This window comes from Streptomyces sp. NPDC096311 (assembly GCF_044763085.1).
GTDB lineage: Bacteria > Actinomycetota > Actinomycetes > Streptomycetales > Streptomycetaceae > Streptomyces.
Map to the genome: position 1 here is coordinate 421903 of NZ_JBIWFN010000004.1, position 15100 is coordinate 437002.

Sequence of the window (15100 nt, forward strand, 5' to 3'; positions counted from 1 at the left end):
GGCCTCAGAACAGGCCGGTCGCGGAGAAGCGCAGGACCAGTTGGGGTGCTCCGGAGAGGGCGATGCCCAGGACGGCCGTCAGGGCGATCGCGGCGGTCAGCGGGGCCGGGACGCGGTGCTTCTCGGGCTCCCCCTCGGGGGCCCTGAAGAGCAGGGTCGTCCACTGGAGGTAGTAGAAGAGCGCGATCACGACGTTGACGGCCATGACCACGGCCAGCCAGCCGAGCCCCGCGTCGACGGCCGCCGCGAAGACGGTGACCTTGGCGAAGAGCCCGATGATGCCCGGCGGCAGTCCAGCGAGGCAGAGCAGGAAGAAGCCGAGGATCAGCGCGGACAGGGGGCTCCTCGCGTACAGGCCCCGGTAGTCGCTGATGCGGTTCAGAGGGCTCGTACGGGCGACCAGGGCGGCCACGGCGAAGGCGCCGAGGTTCACCACCGCGTACATCAGGGCGTACGCGACGGTGGAGCCGATGGCCTTCTCGGCGTCCTTGGAGTAGGCGGCGGACGCGATCGGGACCAGGAGGTAGCCGGCCTGGCCGACGGAGGACCAGGCGAGCAGGCGGACCGCGCTGTACGCGCGTGTGGCCTGCTGGCGCAGGGCGCCGACGTTGCCGACGGTCATGGTGAGGGCGGCCAGCGCGGCGAGCGCCGGGCCCCAGACGTCCCCGTACGAGGGGAGGGCGACGACGGTGACGAGGATCAGGCCGGAGAAGCCGACCGCCTTGCCGACGACCGACAAGTAGGCGGCGATCGGCAAAGGCGCCCCTACGTAGGTGTCGGGCACCCAGAAGTGGAAGGGCACGGCGGCAGTCTTGAAGGCGAAGCCGACAAGGGTGAGAACGACGCCCGCCTGGGCGAGAGTGTGGAACTGTCCGTCGACGTGCTGGATCTTGTCCGCGATCTGGGTCAGGTAGAGGCTGCCGGTCGTCGCGTAGACGAAGCTGACGCCCATGAGACTGACGGCGGTCGCGGTGACGGAGGACAGGAAGAACTTCAGGGCCGCCTCGGAGGACTTCTTGTCGCCGCGTTTGATGCCGACGAGTGCGAAGGCGGGCAGTGAGGCGACTTCGAGGGCGACGATGAGCGTCGCGAGGTCGCGGGAGGCGGGCAACAGGGCGGCGCCCGCGGCCGAGGAGAGCAACAGGAACCAGAACTCCCCTTCGGGGAGGTCTTTGTTGGCGTCCTTGAGGGCCGTGACCGACAGCAGTGCCGCCAGGAGCGCGCCGCCGAGGACCAGGAACTGGATGGCGAGGGTGAAGCGGTCCGCCGTGTAGCTACAGGCGTGCGCGTTGCCCGTCAGACAGAAGGTGGCGCGGTCGCCGTCCCGGAGGGGCAGCAGCATGAGCGCGGACGCGGCGAGCCCCGCCACCGACACCCAGCCGAGTACCGCCTTCTTCTCCTCTCCGATGAAGAGGTCGGCGACGAGCACGACGAGTCCGACGACCGCGGCGAGGGTGGGCGGCGCGATCGCGAGCCAGTCGACGGACTGGACCAGGGAGCTCATCGGGTGCCTCCTGCGAGGAGCTGCTGAACGGCCGGGTCGGTCAGGCCGAGGAGGGCCTTGGGCCACAGACCGGCGACGACGGTGAGGGCGACGAGCGGCGTCCAGGCCGCGAACTCGTAGCTCTGGACGTCGGCGAGCTTCGGCGCCTCCTGCCCCGGGGTCTCGCCCATGCACACACGGCGTACGACGACGAGCATGTACGCGGCCGTGAGCAGCGTGCCGAAGGCGGCGATCGCCATGAACGTCAGATACGCGGGACGGCTGAGGTCGGCGGCGGGTTTGAACGCGCCGAACAGAGCCAGCATCTCGCCCCAGAATCCGGCGAGGCCCGGGAGCCCGAGCGAGGCGACGGCGGCGAAGGCGAGGAGTCCGCCGAAACGCGGAGCCTTGCCGTAGAGCGCGGCGCCGGTCTCCTCGGCGAGGGTGTCGAGGTCGGTGGTGCCCGTGCGGTCCTTCAGCGCCCCGACGAGGAAGAAGAGGAGCCCGGTGATGAGACCGTGGGCGATGTTGGCGAACAGCGCGCCGTTCACGCCGGTCGGAGTCATCGTCGCGATGCCGAGCAGGACGAATCCCATGTGACCGACGGACGAGTACGCGATGAGCCGCTTGAGATCGCCCTTCGCGCCCTGTTTCGCGAGGGCCAGGCAGGCCAGGGATCCGTAGATGATCCCGACCACGGCGAAGGCGGCGAGGTAGGGGGCGAAGGTGTGCATCCCGCCCGGCGCGATCGGCAGCAGAATCCGGACGAAACCGTACGTACCCATCTTCAGCAGTACACCGGCCAGCAGGACCGAGCCGACGGTGGGCGCGGCGGTGTGGGCGTCCGGCAGCCAGCTGTGCAGCGGCCACATCGGCGTCTTGACCGCGAGCCCGATTCCGATCGACAAAACGGCGACGACCTGCACGGATGTGCTCAGCGACCGGCCGTTGTCAGTGGCGAGTGCCACCATGTCGAATGTGCCCGCCTTGATTCCGATCAGGAGCAGGCCCAGCAGCATGACGACCGAACCGAGCAGTGTGAAGAGGATGAACTTCCAGGCCGCGGCCTGGCGCTGCGCACCGCCCCACCGGGCGATGAGGAAGTACATCGGGATGAGCACCATCTCGAACGCGAGGAAGAACAGCAGCAGATCGAGGACGGCGAAGGTCGCGAGTGTGCCGGACTCGAGGACGAGCAGCAGTGCGACGAAGGCCTTCGGGGTCGGCCCCGCGGGCATCTTGAAGTAGCTGTAGAGCGCGCAGAGGAAGGTCAGCAGCGCGGTCAGGACCAGAAGGGGGAGGGAAATGCCGTCGATGCCGAGGTGGATCCGCACGTCGAGTGCGGGGATCCAGCTGATGTCCGTCGTGGCCTGCATCTGCTGTGCCTTGGCCGGGGTGTCGTGGTCGAAGCCGAGCGCGAGGACGATCGCGGCGATGAGCACCACGCCGGTGACGATCACGCCGTGCCGCAGCACGGCCTGGTCCGGTGACTTCCCCTTCAGTCCGGGCGGCGCGGGCAGGAGAGCGGCGGCGGCCCCGATGAGCGGCCCGACGACGATCAACGCGAGAAGAATCTGCATCACGGATTCACTGATATCGATCACGCCTGCTCACGCTCCCGTGGCGACGAGGAGGGCGGCGACCACCAGGACGACGGTGCCGGCGAGCAGCGCGCTCACATAGGTCTGCACATTGCCGGTCTGCGCGCGCCGTACGGCGGCGCCGAGCAGGCGGGGTAGGGCGGCGGCACCGCGTACGTAGGTGTCGACGACCTCACGGTCGAGGAACCGGACGAGTGCGGCTCCGGCCTGGACGGGGCGGACGAACAGCACGTTGTACACGGCGTCGAGGTGGAATCCGACGGCCGCATGCCGGTGCAGTGGGCCGAGCAGCAGCCGTCCGGGATCCGCCGGGTCGGGGGCGTAGGCCACGTCTCCGAACGCGGGTGCGTGGCTGGCGATCGCCTCCGCCTCGACCACCCCGGCGTCGGCTTCGGGGTGGGCCGCGACCGCACCCGCTGGGATGCTCGCAGCCAGCGCGGTGGTGTGCCGCCAGGCACCGTAGGTGACGATCCCGCCGACCAGGGCGAGCCCCGTGCCGAGGACGGAGGTGGTGAGGACCGGTGTCAGGTCGCGGCCGTCGAACCAGTCGGGCAGTGGGCCGTACGCGAGCCCGAAAGCGAGCGAAGGGACGGCGAGCACCCACAGCACGAAGGTCATGCTGCGCGGCTCCTTGCCGTGGTCGGGCGCTTCGACGCCCCGGCCGTGGAAGGCCAGCAGCCACAGCCGGGTCGCGTACGCGGCGGTGAGTACGGCGGTGACCAGACCGGCGACGAGGACGATCCAGCCCGCGGAGCCGGGGGCGTGCTCGGTGTGGCCGGTGGCGACGTGCTCGGCCGCGCCGAGGACGGCCTCCTTGGAGAAGAAGCCGCTGAAGGGCGGGATCGCGGCGAGCGCGAGGAGTGCCACGGTCATCGTCCAGTAGGCGTCGGGGACGCGGGATCGCAGGCCCGTCATGCGGGACATGACGGCCAGCGAGTTGGTGCCGGAGGCGTGGATGATCACGCCGGCGGCGAGGAACAGCAGCGCCTTGAAGGCGCCGTGGGACAGGAGGTGGAAGACGGCGGCACCGCGGTCGCCGACGGCGAGGGCGCCGGCCATGTATCCGAGCTGGCCGATGGTCGAGTACGCGAGGACGCGCTTGATGTCGTCCTGGGCGAGTGCGGCGAGTGCCGAGCCCGCCATCGTGACGGCGGCCATGACGGCGAGGACCACCATCGCGGCCGAGGAGGCCTGGAAGACGGGGAGGAGCCGGGCGACGAAATAGATACCGGCGGCGACCATCGTCGCCGCGTGGATCAGGGCGGAGACGGGTGTCGGGCCCGCCATCGCGTCGGGCAGCCAGGTGTGCAGCGGGAACAGCGCCGACTTGCCCGCCACGCCTGCGAGGAGCAGCAGGGCGATCAGCGTCGGATGGTGCAGTCCGCCGCTCGCGACGGTGCCGAGGACCGTGGTGATGCGGAAGGACCCGGCGTCGGTGCCCAGGGCGAACAGACCGATGAGGAAGGGGACGTCGCCGAGTTTGGTGACCAGGAAGGCCTTGATCGAGGCGGCGCGGGCCTCGGGGGTCTCCCAGTAGTGGCCGACCAGGAAGTACGAGCAGATGCCCATGACCTCCCAGCCGACCAGGAGCACGATCAGGTCGCCGGAGTAGACGACGAGCAGCATCGCGGAGGTGAAGAGGGAGACGAGAGCGGCGTAGGAGGGGTAGCGCGGGTCGTCGCGCAGGTAACCCGTCGAGTAGATCTGCACGCAGGAGGCGACGACGCCGACGAGTACGGCGACGAGGGCGGCGAAGCCGTCGATGTGCAGGGCGAGTTCGATCGGGACCGAGCCGGTGGGCGTCAGTTCGGTGGCCGCGTTGATGGCCTGGCCGCCGCCCTGGCGCACGGCGACCAGTACGGCGAGGACGAGCGAGGTGAGGGACGGGAGTACCGCGAGGGGGCGGACGTAGCCGGGGGCCGTGCGGCCGAGGAGGAGTCCGGCCGCGGCGCCCAGGAACGGAAGGAGGGGCACGAGGACGGCGAGGGTGGTCGTGGTCACGCGGTGGCCTCAGCCTTCTCGTCTCCCGTGACGGGGGCTTCTTCGGCGCCGTCGCCGTGGGAGCCGTCGGGTGCGGGGCCCTCGGCGGTGTCGCGGAGCTTGTCGATGTCCGAGGTGCCGCGGCCCCGGTAGACGGCGAGGACGATCGCCAGGCCGATGCCGATCTCGGCGGCCGCGATGGCGATGGTGAACAGGGTCAGGGCCTGGCCGGAGTGGAGCGTGTCACGGGCGGTCCTGGAGAGCCAGACGTCGAAGGCGACGAGGTTCAGGTTGACGGCGTTGAGCATGAGCTCGACGGACATCAGGACCAGGATCGCGTTGCGGCGCGCGAGGACTCCGTACAGGCCCGTGCAGAAGAGGAGTGCGGAGAGCACGGCGGGATAGGCGAGGTGCATCAGCGGGTCCCTTCCTTCTCGCTCCGGCGGCTCTGGGCACCCGCGGGGGTGGCCCCGTCCGCCGTGGTGGTGGCGTCAGCCTTCGCCTTGCGGGAGAGGACGATCGCGCCGACCAGTGCGGCGAGGAGGAGGACGGAGAGGGCCTCGAAGGGGAGGACCCAGTTCTGGAAGAGGCTCGCTCCGGTGACCTCGGTGGAGCCGGCGGCGGGGCCCTTCAGGTCGACCCAGGTGGTGCGGAAGGCGTCCACGACCACCCAGACGAGGGCGGCGGCCGCGGCGACGGCCACGCTGAGGGCGGCCCAGCGGTTGCCGGAGTCGGCGTCCGGGGAGCGGCCGATCGGCGCCTTGGTGAGCATCAGACCGAACAGAAGGAGGACGACGACGGAACCGACGTAGATGAGGACCTGCACCCAGGCGATGAACTCGGCCGTGAGCAGGAGGTACTCGACGGCGAGGCCGCCGAGCGCCATCACCAGCCACAGGGCGGCGTGCACCAGCTGCTTGGTGGTGACGGTGACGATCGCGGCGCCGAAGGTGACCAGGCCGACGAGGAGGAAGGCGATCTCGACGCCCGTCGGAGAGAGGAAGCCGTGGCTTTCGGCGGTGGTGGTCGTGGCCCGCGCCGCGGCGGCCGTGGCTGCTGCGAGGCTCACGACGCACCCTCCTGCGGGTCGGAGGGCTTGGAGGGCTCGGGCGTACCTGAGGTCGTGCCTGTGGCCGCGTCCGTGGTCGTGCCTGAGGTCGTGCCTGCGGTCGCGTCCGTGGTCGTGCCGCTGGCCGGGGGTTCGGGCTGGGCAGCCTGCTGGGCTGTCTGCGCCGCGAGTTCGGCTGCGTCGGCTGCTGCGGCTGCCTCGCCGGCGAGCTTGTCGGCGGTTTTGCGGGCGGCGGCCAGTTCCTTCGGTTCCTCCGCGCCGGGGTCGAGGGCGGGCGGGGCCGGAACCGTCCACATCCACTCGCGGAGCTTGTCGCGCTCGTGGGTGAGTTCGTGGATGTCGGTCTCCGCGTACTCGAACTCCGGGGACCAGAACAGCGCGTCGAAAGGACAGACCTCGATGCAGATACCGCAGTACATGCACAGGGAGAAGTCGATGGCGAAGCGGTCGAGGACGTTGCGGCTGCGCTCGCGGCCACCGGGGGCGGCCGCCGGGACCGTCTCCTTGTGGGAGTCGATGTAGATGCACCAGTCCGGGCACTCGCGGGCGCACAGCATGCAGACCGTGCAGTTCTCCTCGAACAGGCCGATGACGCCGCGGGAGCGGGGCGGGAGTTCGGGCTGGGCGTCCGGGTACTGCGCGGTGACGGTCTTCTTCGTCATCGTGCGGAGGGTGACGGCCAGGCCCTTGGCGAGTCCGGAGCCAGGAATGCGGGGACGGGTGGGCGGGAGAGGCTCAGCCATGGTTACGAGATCACCACCTTGACGATGCCGGTGAGGGCGATCTGGGCGAGAGAGAGGGGGACGAGGAGGGTCCAGGAGAGTTTCTGGAGCTGGTCCTCGCGCAGGCGGGGGTAGGTGACGCGCAGCCAGATCACGACGAAGGCGAGGAGGGCCGTCTTCAGAAGGGTCCAGACCCAGCCGAGGCCGTCGGCACCCCACGGGCCGTGCCAGCCGCCCAGGAAGAGGACGGTGGTCAGACCGCACAGGACGACGATTCCGGCGTACTCGGCGAGAAGGAAGAGTGCGAAGCGGAGGCCGGTGTACTCGGTGTACGCGCCGAAGATGATCTCCGAGTCGGCGACGGGCATGTCGAAGGGCGGTCGCTGGAGTTCGGCGAGGCCCGCCACGAAGAAGACGACCGCGCCGACGATCTGCCAGGGCACCCACCACCACTCGAAGGCGGCGACGATGCCGGGCAGGGAGACCGTGCCCGCCGCCATCGCGACGGAGGCGGCGGTCAGCAGCATCGGGAGTTCGTACGCGAGGAGCTGCGCGGCGGTGCGCAGGCCGCCGAGGAGGGAGAACTTGTTGGCCGAGGCCCAGCCCGCCATGAGCGAGCCGAGAACACCGACGCCCATCACGGCGAGAACGAAGAAGATGCCCGCGTCGACGAGCTGGCCGACGGCGCCCTCACCCGGGCCGATCGGGATGGCGAGGAGGACGAGAAGGTACGGGAGAAGGGCGACGGCGGGGGCGAGCTGGAAGATACGGCGGTCCGCACCCGCGGGGACGATGTCTTCCTTCTGTGCGAACTTCACGCCGTCCGCGACGAGTTGGGCCCAGCCGTGGAAACCGCCGGCGTACATCGGGCCGAGGCGGCCCTGCATGTGGGCCATCACCTTGTGCTCGGTCTGACCGACGATCAGGGGGAACGTCAGGAACACGACGAAGACGACGAGGAGGCGTAGGGCGACGTCGAGAGCGTCGTTCACTGCGTGCCTCCGGCTGGGTTTCTGGGGGTTCTGGGGGTGGGGTCTTCGGGAGCGGGGGTCGAGTCGGGGTGCGAGCCGGAGTCCGGCTCGGGGGATGCCGGGGGTTTCGCGGTGGCCTCGGGGTCCGGACCCGGGGCAGCCGCGGGCTCCGGGGTGGCTCCCGGCTCCGACTCCGACCTGGACTCCGGCTTCGGCTTCGGCTTCGGCTCCTGCGCCAGCTCCTGCTTCGGCTCCTGCTGCGGCTCGTCGAACGCGGGGCGGGCGTGGTGCCAAGGGGCGTCGGAGCTGCGCGGTGCCGCGGCAGCGGGCGGCTGCTCGGTGCCCTGTGTCCTTTGTGTCGCCGAGCCCTGGCTCGCGCTGCGCGTACGGCGGGGGCCGGCGGGAGGCGTCGGCTCGGCGGCCTCCGGGGCCGCGGGGGCGGCTGTCGAAGTCGCCTGTTCCTCGGCGGCCGGGGCCTCGGTCTGCTGGCTGGCCGAGCCCTGGCTGGCGCTGCGCGCCCGGCGAGCGGGCGTCGGAGCCTGCGCACCGGCAGCGGCAGCAGTGGTGGCAGTGGTGGCACCGGCGGCGGGACCGGTTCCCGTGTCGCCGGTGGTGGTGGTCTGGCTTGCTGAGCCCTCGCCCGCCGTGCGGGCCCGCCGTACCGGGCGGTCGCCGGCGGCTCGGGCCGCTCCGCGCGCCGGGCGGGCGGGGGCCGGGGGGAGTTGGCCCTTCAGGGGACCCCATTCATTGGGGTCGGGCACGCCGGGCGGAAGCATCTGGCGGCGCTTGGGGCCACCGTGATCGGACTCCCCCGGCTCCTTCGCCCCGGGCCAGGCCTTGGCGACGCGGGCGGCGAGGACGAAGTCCTTGCGGAGGGGGTGGCCTTCGAAGCCCTCGGGGAGAAGAAGGGGGTCGAGGCCCGGGTGGCCCTCGAAGGTGACGCCGAACATCTCGTGGGTCTCGCGCTCGTGCCAGCCGGCGCCGGCGTACACGGAGACCGCCGTGGCCAGGACGGGTGCCGAGTGCGGGACGGTCGTACGGACGAGGAGGCGGCGTACGGGAGACAGGGCCACCACGTGCGCGGCGACGCGGAAGCCCGTGCCTGGTTCGTCGACGGCGCTCAGCCAGTCGAAGTAGGTGCAGCCCAGCGAGTCGCGCGCGGTCTCCAAGGCAGAGAGCCAGGCAGTCGGCGGTACGTCGACCGTCAGGACCTCGTACGACTCCTCGGCCGTGGCCTCCGGGCCGAAGAGCTCTTCGACAGGGGCGGGAAGCCAGCCGACGGTCATCGGTCCTCCCCCACGGCGGGCGGACGCACCAGGTCGCTCTGGAGGGCGGCGGCCGACGGACGCGGCGAGGAGCTGTAGCGCTCCCCCAGCGACTCCCGGGCGATCTTCTCCTGGAGCTTGAGGATGCCCTGCAGCAGCGCCTCGGGGCGGGGCGGGCACCCGGGGACGTAGACGTCCACCGGGATGATCTGGTCGACGCCCTTGGTGACGGAGTAGGAGTCCCAGTACGGGCCGCCGCAGTTGGAGCACGCGCCGAAGGAGATGACGTACTTCGGCTCGGGCATCTGCTCGTAGAGGCGCTTGACGGCCGGGGCCATCTTGTCCGTGACCGTGCCGGAGACGACCATCAGGTCGGCCTGGCGCGGACCCGGTGCGAACGGGATCACGCCGAGCCGGATGAAGTCGTGGCGGGCCATCGACGCGGCGATGAACTCGATCGCGCAGCAGGCGAGGCCGAAGTTGAAGACCCAGAGCGAGTAGCGGCGGCCCCAGTTCAGAACCACCTTCATCGGCTCCGGGGCCAGCCGGGAGAGCACGCCGAGCCGCTTCGGCTCGGGCAGCAGCACCGGCTCGGAGAGCGAGGGGGTCACGTCCGAGGGGGTCACGTCCGAGGGGGTCACGTCCATGTCAGGACGCCCTTCTTGTATGCGTACAGCAGGCCCACGGCCAGGAAGCCGAGGAAGATGAACATCTCCACGAGGGTGGCCGCGCCGTAGCCGGGCGCGGCGAAGACGGTCGCCCAGGGGAAAAGGAAGATCGAGTCGACGGCGAAGATGACGTAGAGGAAGGCGTAGACGTAGTAGCGGACCTGGGTGTGGGCCCAGCCCTCGCCGACGGGGTCGACGCCGCACTCGTACGTCAGGAGTTTCTCGGGGGTCGGGATCACCGGCCGCAGCAGACGGCCCGCCCCGAAGGCGACGGCGACGAAGAGCACGCCGACGACGGCGAGCAGTCCGACGACCGAGTACGACTGGAAGTAGCCCGCCGCGACGACGGCCCCGGTTGCCGTGACAACGGTCGGTTCCGGCACGTCAGCCCCTCACTCCCTGACCTCGTTGCGCCCGGCGCGCGCCCCGTCGCGCACGCTGTGATGCGCCCCGTTCGACGATCTGTACGGACGGGAGTCTAGGGCCTGCTAAAGAGACGGTAAGCAGCCCGTCACGCATTGGCTATCGGGGACATGTCAGGGGACTCGTCCGCCTCGCCCGTCGCCGGGTTCGCGCACTCGCCCGGCTCAGATGTCACCGGGTTCCCGTCCGCACCTCGCGGTTACTTCCCATTTCACCTCGCGAGCACATCCAGGTACACCGCGCGGCGGCCTCGGCTTTCACCTCAAGGGGTGGGGTTTTCCCCAGTGGATCGCGGCGGTCGACCTCATGGCGCGGCGGCCCGCCGCCGGGCAGGCTAGCCAATATGACCGAACGCATCATCCCTGTCGGCCCCCTCGGCCCGTCGGACACGCCGCAAGCCTCGGACATACCGGGCGTACCGGGTGTGCCGGGTGTACCAGATGTACAAGATGTACCGGACGAGGCGGCCGACAGCGATCGGCTGCCTCCCCCACGCTTCGCACTCGGCCGGCAGACGTGGAAGGAGATCGCGCACCTCCTCTCCAATCTGCCGGTCTCGATCCTCGGCTTCGTGTACGTCGTGACGCTCGTCTCCACGGGTGCGGGGCTGGCCGTGACGGTGATCGGGCTGCCCCTGCTCGCGGGCGGCCTGCGGGGCGCGCGGCTGCTGGGCCGGATGGAGCGGGCGCGGGCGCGCAAGCTGCTCGGCGTGCGGATCGACGAGCCGAGCCCGATGCCGGTGCGCGGGACGGGCTTCTTCTCCTGGTTGTGGTCGAGTCTGCGGGACTCGGTGGCCTGGCGGACGGTGCTGTACGACTTCATCCGGCTGCCGTGGGGCATCGTCACGTTCACGGTCACGCTGACGTCGTTGTTCCTGCTGTGGCCGGTGCTGCCGTTCCTCGCGCGGGGGCTGACGAACGTCGACCGGGCCATGGTGCGCGGGCTGCTGTCGCCCTCGGACGAGTTGGAGCGGCGCATCGCCGAGCTGGAGTCGGACCGGGGGGTCGTGGTCGACACGGCCGCGGCGGACCTGCGGCGCATCGAGCGGGACCTGCACGACGGGGCGCAGGCGCGGCTCGTCAACCTCGCGATGGGGCTCGGTCTGGCCAAGGAGAAGATCCTCGAGGGGCAGGCCGACGAGACCGTCGCGGCCATGGTCGACGAGGCGCACGGCGAGGTGAAGCTGGCCCTGCAGGAGCTGCGCGATCTGGCCCGCGGCATCCACCCCGCGGTCCTCACCGACCGGGGCCTCGACGCGGCGCTGTCGTCGGTCGCCTCACGCTGCACCGTGCCGGTGAAGGTGACGGCCGACCTCCCGACGAGACCGGCCGCCGCCATCGAGGGCATCGCCTACTTCACCGTGTCCGAGTTGCTGCAGAACGTCAGCAAGCACAGCGGGGCGCGCTCCGCGTCCGTCGACGTGTGGCGGACGGACGAGCGGCTGCTCATACAGGTCCAGGACGACGGGCGCGGTGGGGCCGCCCTCGACGGCGGTACGGGGATGGCGGGGCTCGCGGACCGGCTGGGTGCGGTGGACGGGCTGTTCATCATCGACTCACCGCCCGGCGGCCCGACCACCATCACGGCGGAACTGCCGTGGCGGGACCGGGGGGACGGGCGGGACGGGCAGGGCTGACGGGGCAGGGCTGACGGGGCGAGGCTGAGGGGGCGGGGCTGACGGGGCGGGGCTGACGGGGCCGGCCTATGGGGTGACCTGTGCGGGTCCACCTTGGCGCGTCCGCCTTGGCTCCTCCGCCTTGACCGGGGCCGTCGGTATGCGGCTTCCGTCGGGCTCCGAGGTAGGGAAAACCCCCGTCCCAAGACGCCGACCCGCTCCATGGTCGGCAAGGGCCGAGAACAGCAGGGTGGAGGTACGAACCGACGAGCAGGACGAGCAGAACGGACGAGACCGATGGCGACGGAGTACGGACAGGGGTACGGGTACCCGAGCGGGCCCGGATTCCACGAGGCGGGTGCCGAGGAGCGGCGGCACCGTCTCCCGACACCGCTGCGGGCGCCGATCGAGGCGCGCAGCTGGCGCGAGTTCGGTTACGTGATGTCGGGCCTGCCGGTCGGCATCCTCATGTTCACGTTCGCCGTCACGATGTTCTCGCTCGGCATGGGCCTGCTGATCACCTTCCTGGGGATCCCGGTGCTCGCCGCGGCCCTCGCCGGTGTCCTCGGGTTCGGCGCGCTGGAGCGGGCGCGGGCGCGCGGGTTGCTCGGGATCGAGGTGGCCGCGCCGGAGCCCCTGCGGGTGCGCAAGCACGGGGCGCTGGCATGGATGGGGGCGATCCTCAAGAACGGTTCGGCGTGGCGGCATCTGCTGTATTCGGTGGTGCAGTTCCCGTGGTCGGTGTTCTCGTTCGTGGTGGCGCTGACCTTCTGGGCGTACGGCTGGGCGATGCTGACGTATCCGCTGTGGTTCTGGCTCTTCCCGGTGTACGGCGGGCAGGGCGGCCTCCAGCTCTACGGCGACGGCACGCACCGCATCTACCTGGACAACCCCTTCGAGATCACCGTCACCGCGCTGCTGGGGCTGCTGATCACGATGGCCACGCCGTGGATCGTGCGGGCGCTGACCACGGTGGACCGGGTGATGGTGGCGGGGCTGCTCGGGCCGTCGCGGCTGGCGAGCCGGGTGGTCGAGCTGGAGTCGGACCGGGGGGTCGTGGTCGACACGGCCGCGGCGGACCTGCGGCGCATCGAGCGGGACCTGCACGACGGAGCGCAGGCGCGGCTCGTCAACCTCGCGATGGGGCTCGGTCTTGCCAAGGAGAAGCTCACCGAGGATCCGCAGGCCGCGGCGCGGATGGTGGACGAGGCGCACGGTGAGGTGAAGACGGCGTTGCAGGAGCTGCGGGATCTGGCGCGGGGGATTCATCCGGCCGTGCTGACCGATCGTGGGCTGGATGCGGCGCTGTCTTCCGTGGCCTCGCGGTGCACCGTGCCGGTGCAGGTGGAGGTGGATCTTCCCGCTCGGCCGGCGCCGGCGATCGAGGGGATCGCGTACTTCACCGTCTCCGAGCTGCTGCAGAACGTCAGTAAGCATGCGCGGGCGACGCGGGCCACGGTCGATGTGTGGCGGGTCGAGAACCGGTTGATGCTTCAGGTTGTCGACGATGGTGTGGGTGGGGCCGATGTTTCTGGTGGGTCCGGGCTTGCGGGGCTGGCGGAGCGGCTCGATGCGGTGGACGGGGTTTTGGTGGTGGACTCTCCTGTGGGTGGGCCCAGTCGGATTACTGCGGAGTTGCCCTGGCGGGGGTGAGCGCGGGGTGAGCGGGGGCGGGGGGTGGGGTGTTTCTCGCCCCCGCCGCCCCTACCCGTCCCATCCCCGGGGGGGGGGGGGGGGGGGGGGGGGGGGGGGGGGGGGGGGGGGGGGGGGGGGGGGGGGGGGCGGGGGGGGGGGGGGGGCCCCGCGGGGCGCGCCGGGGCGCCCGCGCCCCGGCCCCCCCCCCCCCCCCCCCCCCCCCCCCGCCCCCCCCCGCGCGCCCCCCCCCGCCGCCCCCCGGCCCCGCCCCCCCCCCCGTTTCTCGCCCCCGCCGCCCCTACCCGTCCCATCCCCGGGGGCTCCGCCCCCGACCCCCCGGCGGGGCTCCGCCCCTGCACCCCGCCACGGGCGCCGCCCCTGGCCCCCGCGGGGCAGCTGCCCCGCACCCCACCACAAGCGTCACCTCTGACCCCCACGGGGCGGCGCCCACGCCCCACCACAGACGGCGCCTCTGGCCGGCGCGGAGCTCGGCCCCCGCACCCCCACCACAGGCGGCGCCTCTCACGCCGCAGGGCTCCGCCCCCACACCCCCACCCCCTAAATCCCACCCCGGAGCCAAAAGTGCGCCCCCCGTATTCCCCTCCCCTTCCCCCTCCCCCCGATTCCCCTTGATTCCCCTTGATTCCCCTTGATTCCCCTTGCCCGTGGGCAGGTGGGTTCGAATGCTGGGATGCTGTGGGCTGATGCAAGGGCGGGGACGCGGCCGGCTTGGGTCGGGGAATGGTGTGGGGGGCCGAGAATCGTGGAGGACAGGGTGCGGGTGGTCATCGCCGAGGATTCAGTGCTGCTCAGGGAGGGCCTGACCCGGTTGTTGACCGACCGCGGGCACGACGTCGTGGCCGGCGTCGGAGACGGCGACGCGCTGATCAAGACCATCACCGACCTGGCGGCCCAGGACGCCCTGCCGGACGTCGTGGTCGCCGACGTACGGATGCCGCCGACACACACCGACGAGGGCGTGAAGGCGGCCGTGCAGCTGCGCAAGCAGCACCCGGGGGTGGGGGTGCTGGTGCTGTCGCAGTACGTGGAGGAGCGCTACGCCACCGAACTGCTGGCCGGTTCGAGCCGCGGCGTCGGCTACCTGCTCAAGGACCGCGTCGCGGAGGTGCGCGAGTTCGTGGACGCGGTGGTGCGGGTGGCCCAGGGGGGTACCGCTCTGGACCCGGAGGTGGTCGCGCAGCTGCTCGGGCGCAGCCGTAAGCAGGACGTACTTGCCGGGCTCACCCCGCGGGAGCGGGAGGTCCTAGGACTTATGGCCGAGGGACGCACGAACTCGGCGATCGCGCGGCAGCTCGTGGTGAGTGACGGAGCGGTCGAGAAACACGTCAGCAATATCTTCCTGAAACTCGGGCTTTCCCCGAGCGACGGTGATCACCGGCGTGTTCTCGCGGTCCTGACCTATCTGAACTCCTGAGGGACTGACACTGGGGCAGCCGAACGCACTGCGTCGGCCGAACGGATTCGCCCTCGCAGGACACAGGGCCCGACACGGCACCAGAGCGGCGCGAGACCGGCACGAGAACCAAAGGATGAGGTAGAAGCGTCTTCCAGAGGAGCGTCGGGGGCGAGTAAGTCATGACAAGTCAGGGCGTCGAACCATCTCAAAATGGTGTCCATCATGCGAACGGCCGAGGGAAGGCGACCCTT

General features: G+C 71.1%; 13 protein-coding genes. 3 read left to right on the top strand and 10 right to left on the bottom strand.

Going from position 1 to position 15100, the window contains the following annotated elements; all coding sequences use genetic code 11:
- Nucleotides 1-4: 4 nt before the first annotated feature.
- From ACIRA5_RS13545 to ACIRA5_RS13590, 10 genes are read right to left on the bottom strand one after another with little or no spacing between them, the layout of a single operon-like run.
- A complete protein-coding gene (locus ACIRA5_RS13545) occupies nt 5-1504 on the bottom strand; it encodes an NADH-quinone oxidoreductase subunit N (RefSeq protein WP_403690444.1) in 1500 nt (499 codons plus the stop codon).
- A complete protein-coding gene (locus ACIRA5_RS13550) occupies nt 1501-3087 on the bottom strand; it encodes an NADH-quinone oxidoreductase subunit M (protein WP_403690446.1) in 1587 nt (528 codons plus the stop codon). Before ACIRA5_RS13550 ends, ACIRA5_RS13545 begins: the two co-directional genes overlap by 4 nt.
- A 6-nt stretch (nt 3088-3093) precedes the next feature.
- Nucleotides 3094-5085, bottom strand: a complete 1992-nt coding sequence (locus ACIRA5_RS13555) for an NADH-quinone oxidoreductase subunit L (RefSeq protein WP_403690449.1) — start codon at nt 5083-5085, stop codon at nt 3094-3096.
- Complete coding sequence (gene nuoK / locus ACIRA5_RS13560) at nt 5082-5480, bottom strand: NADH-quinone oxidoreductase subunit NuoK (RefSeq protein WP_371645709.1); 399 nt, start codon at nt 5478-5480, stop codon at nt 5082-5084. The genes ACIRA5_RS13555 and nuoK overlap by 4 nt, the downstream gene beginning before the upstream one ends.
- Nucleotides 5480-6133 carry an NADH-quinone oxidoreductase subunit J gene (locus tag ACIRA5_RS13565; protein WP_403690451.1) on the bottom strand — a complete coding sequence of 218 codons (654 nt, stop codon included), beginning with the start codon at nt 6131-6133 and terminating at the stop codon, nt 5480-5482. The genes nuoK and ACIRA5_RS13565 overlap by 1 nt, the downstream gene beginning before the upstream one ends.
- Nucleotides 6130-6876: a NuoI/complex I 23 kDa subunit family protein gene (locus ACIRA5_RS13570; RefSeq protein ID WP_403690454.1), complete on the bottom strand. Its 747-nt coding sequence runs from the start codon at nt 6874-6876 to the stop codon at nt 6130-6132. Before ACIRA5_RS13570 ends, ACIRA5_RS13565 begins: the two co-directional genes overlap by 4 nt.
- A gap of 2 nt (nt 6877-6878) precedes the next feature.
- Nucleotides 6879-7847: an NADH-quinone oxidoreductase subunit H gene (locus tag ACIRA5_RS13575; RefSeq protein WP_403690457.1), complete on the bottom strand. Its 969-nt coding sequence runs from the start codon at nt 7845-7847 to the stop codon at nt 6879-6881.
- Nucleotides 7844-9112 carry an NADH-quinone oxidoreductase subunit C gene (locus tag ACIRA5_RS13580; RefSeq protein ID WP_403690458.1) on the bottom strand — a complete coding sequence of 423 codons (1269 nt, stop codon included), beginning with the start codon at nt 9110-9112 and terminating at the stop codon, nt 7844-7846. Before ACIRA5_RS13580 ends, ACIRA5_RS13575 begins: the two co-directional genes overlap by 4 nt.
- Complete coding sequence (locus tag ACIRA5_RS13585; protein WP_403690460.1) at nt 9109-9738, bottom strand: NADH-quinone oxidoreductase subunit B; 630 nt, start codon at nt 9736-9738, stop codon at nt 9109-9111. The genes ACIRA5_RS13580 and ACIRA5_RS13585 overlap by 4 nt, the downstream gene beginning before the upstream one ends.
- Nucleotides 9729-10142, bottom strand: coding sequence for an NADH-quinone oxidoreductase subunit A (locus ACIRA5_RS13590; protein WP_352046379.1), 414 nt, complete (start codon nt 10140-10142; stop codon nt 9729-9731). The genes ACIRA5_RS13585 and ACIRA5_RS13590 overlap by 10 nt, the downstream gene beginning before the upstream one ends.
- A gap of 383 nt (nt 10143-10525) precedes the next feature.
- Here ACIRA5_RS13590 and ACIRA5_RS13595 point away from each other — a divergent pair, with 383 nt between their 5' ends.
- From ACIRA5_RS13595 to ACIRA5_RS13605, 3 genes are all read left to right on the top strand, one after another.
- A complete protein-coding gene (locus tag ACIRA5_RS13595; protein ID WP_403690463.1) occupies nt 10526-11818 on the top strand; it encodes a sensor histidine kinase in 1293 nt (430 codons plus the stop codon).
- 276 nt (nt 11819-12094) lie between these two features.
- Entirely contained in the window at nt 12095-13450 is a 1356-nt protein-coding gene (locus ACIRA5_RS13600; protein WP_403690465.1) for a sensor histidine kinase, read from the top strand.
- 757 nt (nt 13451-14207) lie between these two features.
- Nucleotides 14208-14867 (top strand): response regulator transcription factor, encoded by a 660-nt coding sequence (locus tag ACIRA5_RS13605; RefSeq protein ID WP_060901528.1) that lies wholly within the window; start codon nt 14208-14210, stop codon nt 14865-14867.
- Nucleotides 14868-15100 lie beyond the last annotated feature (233 nt).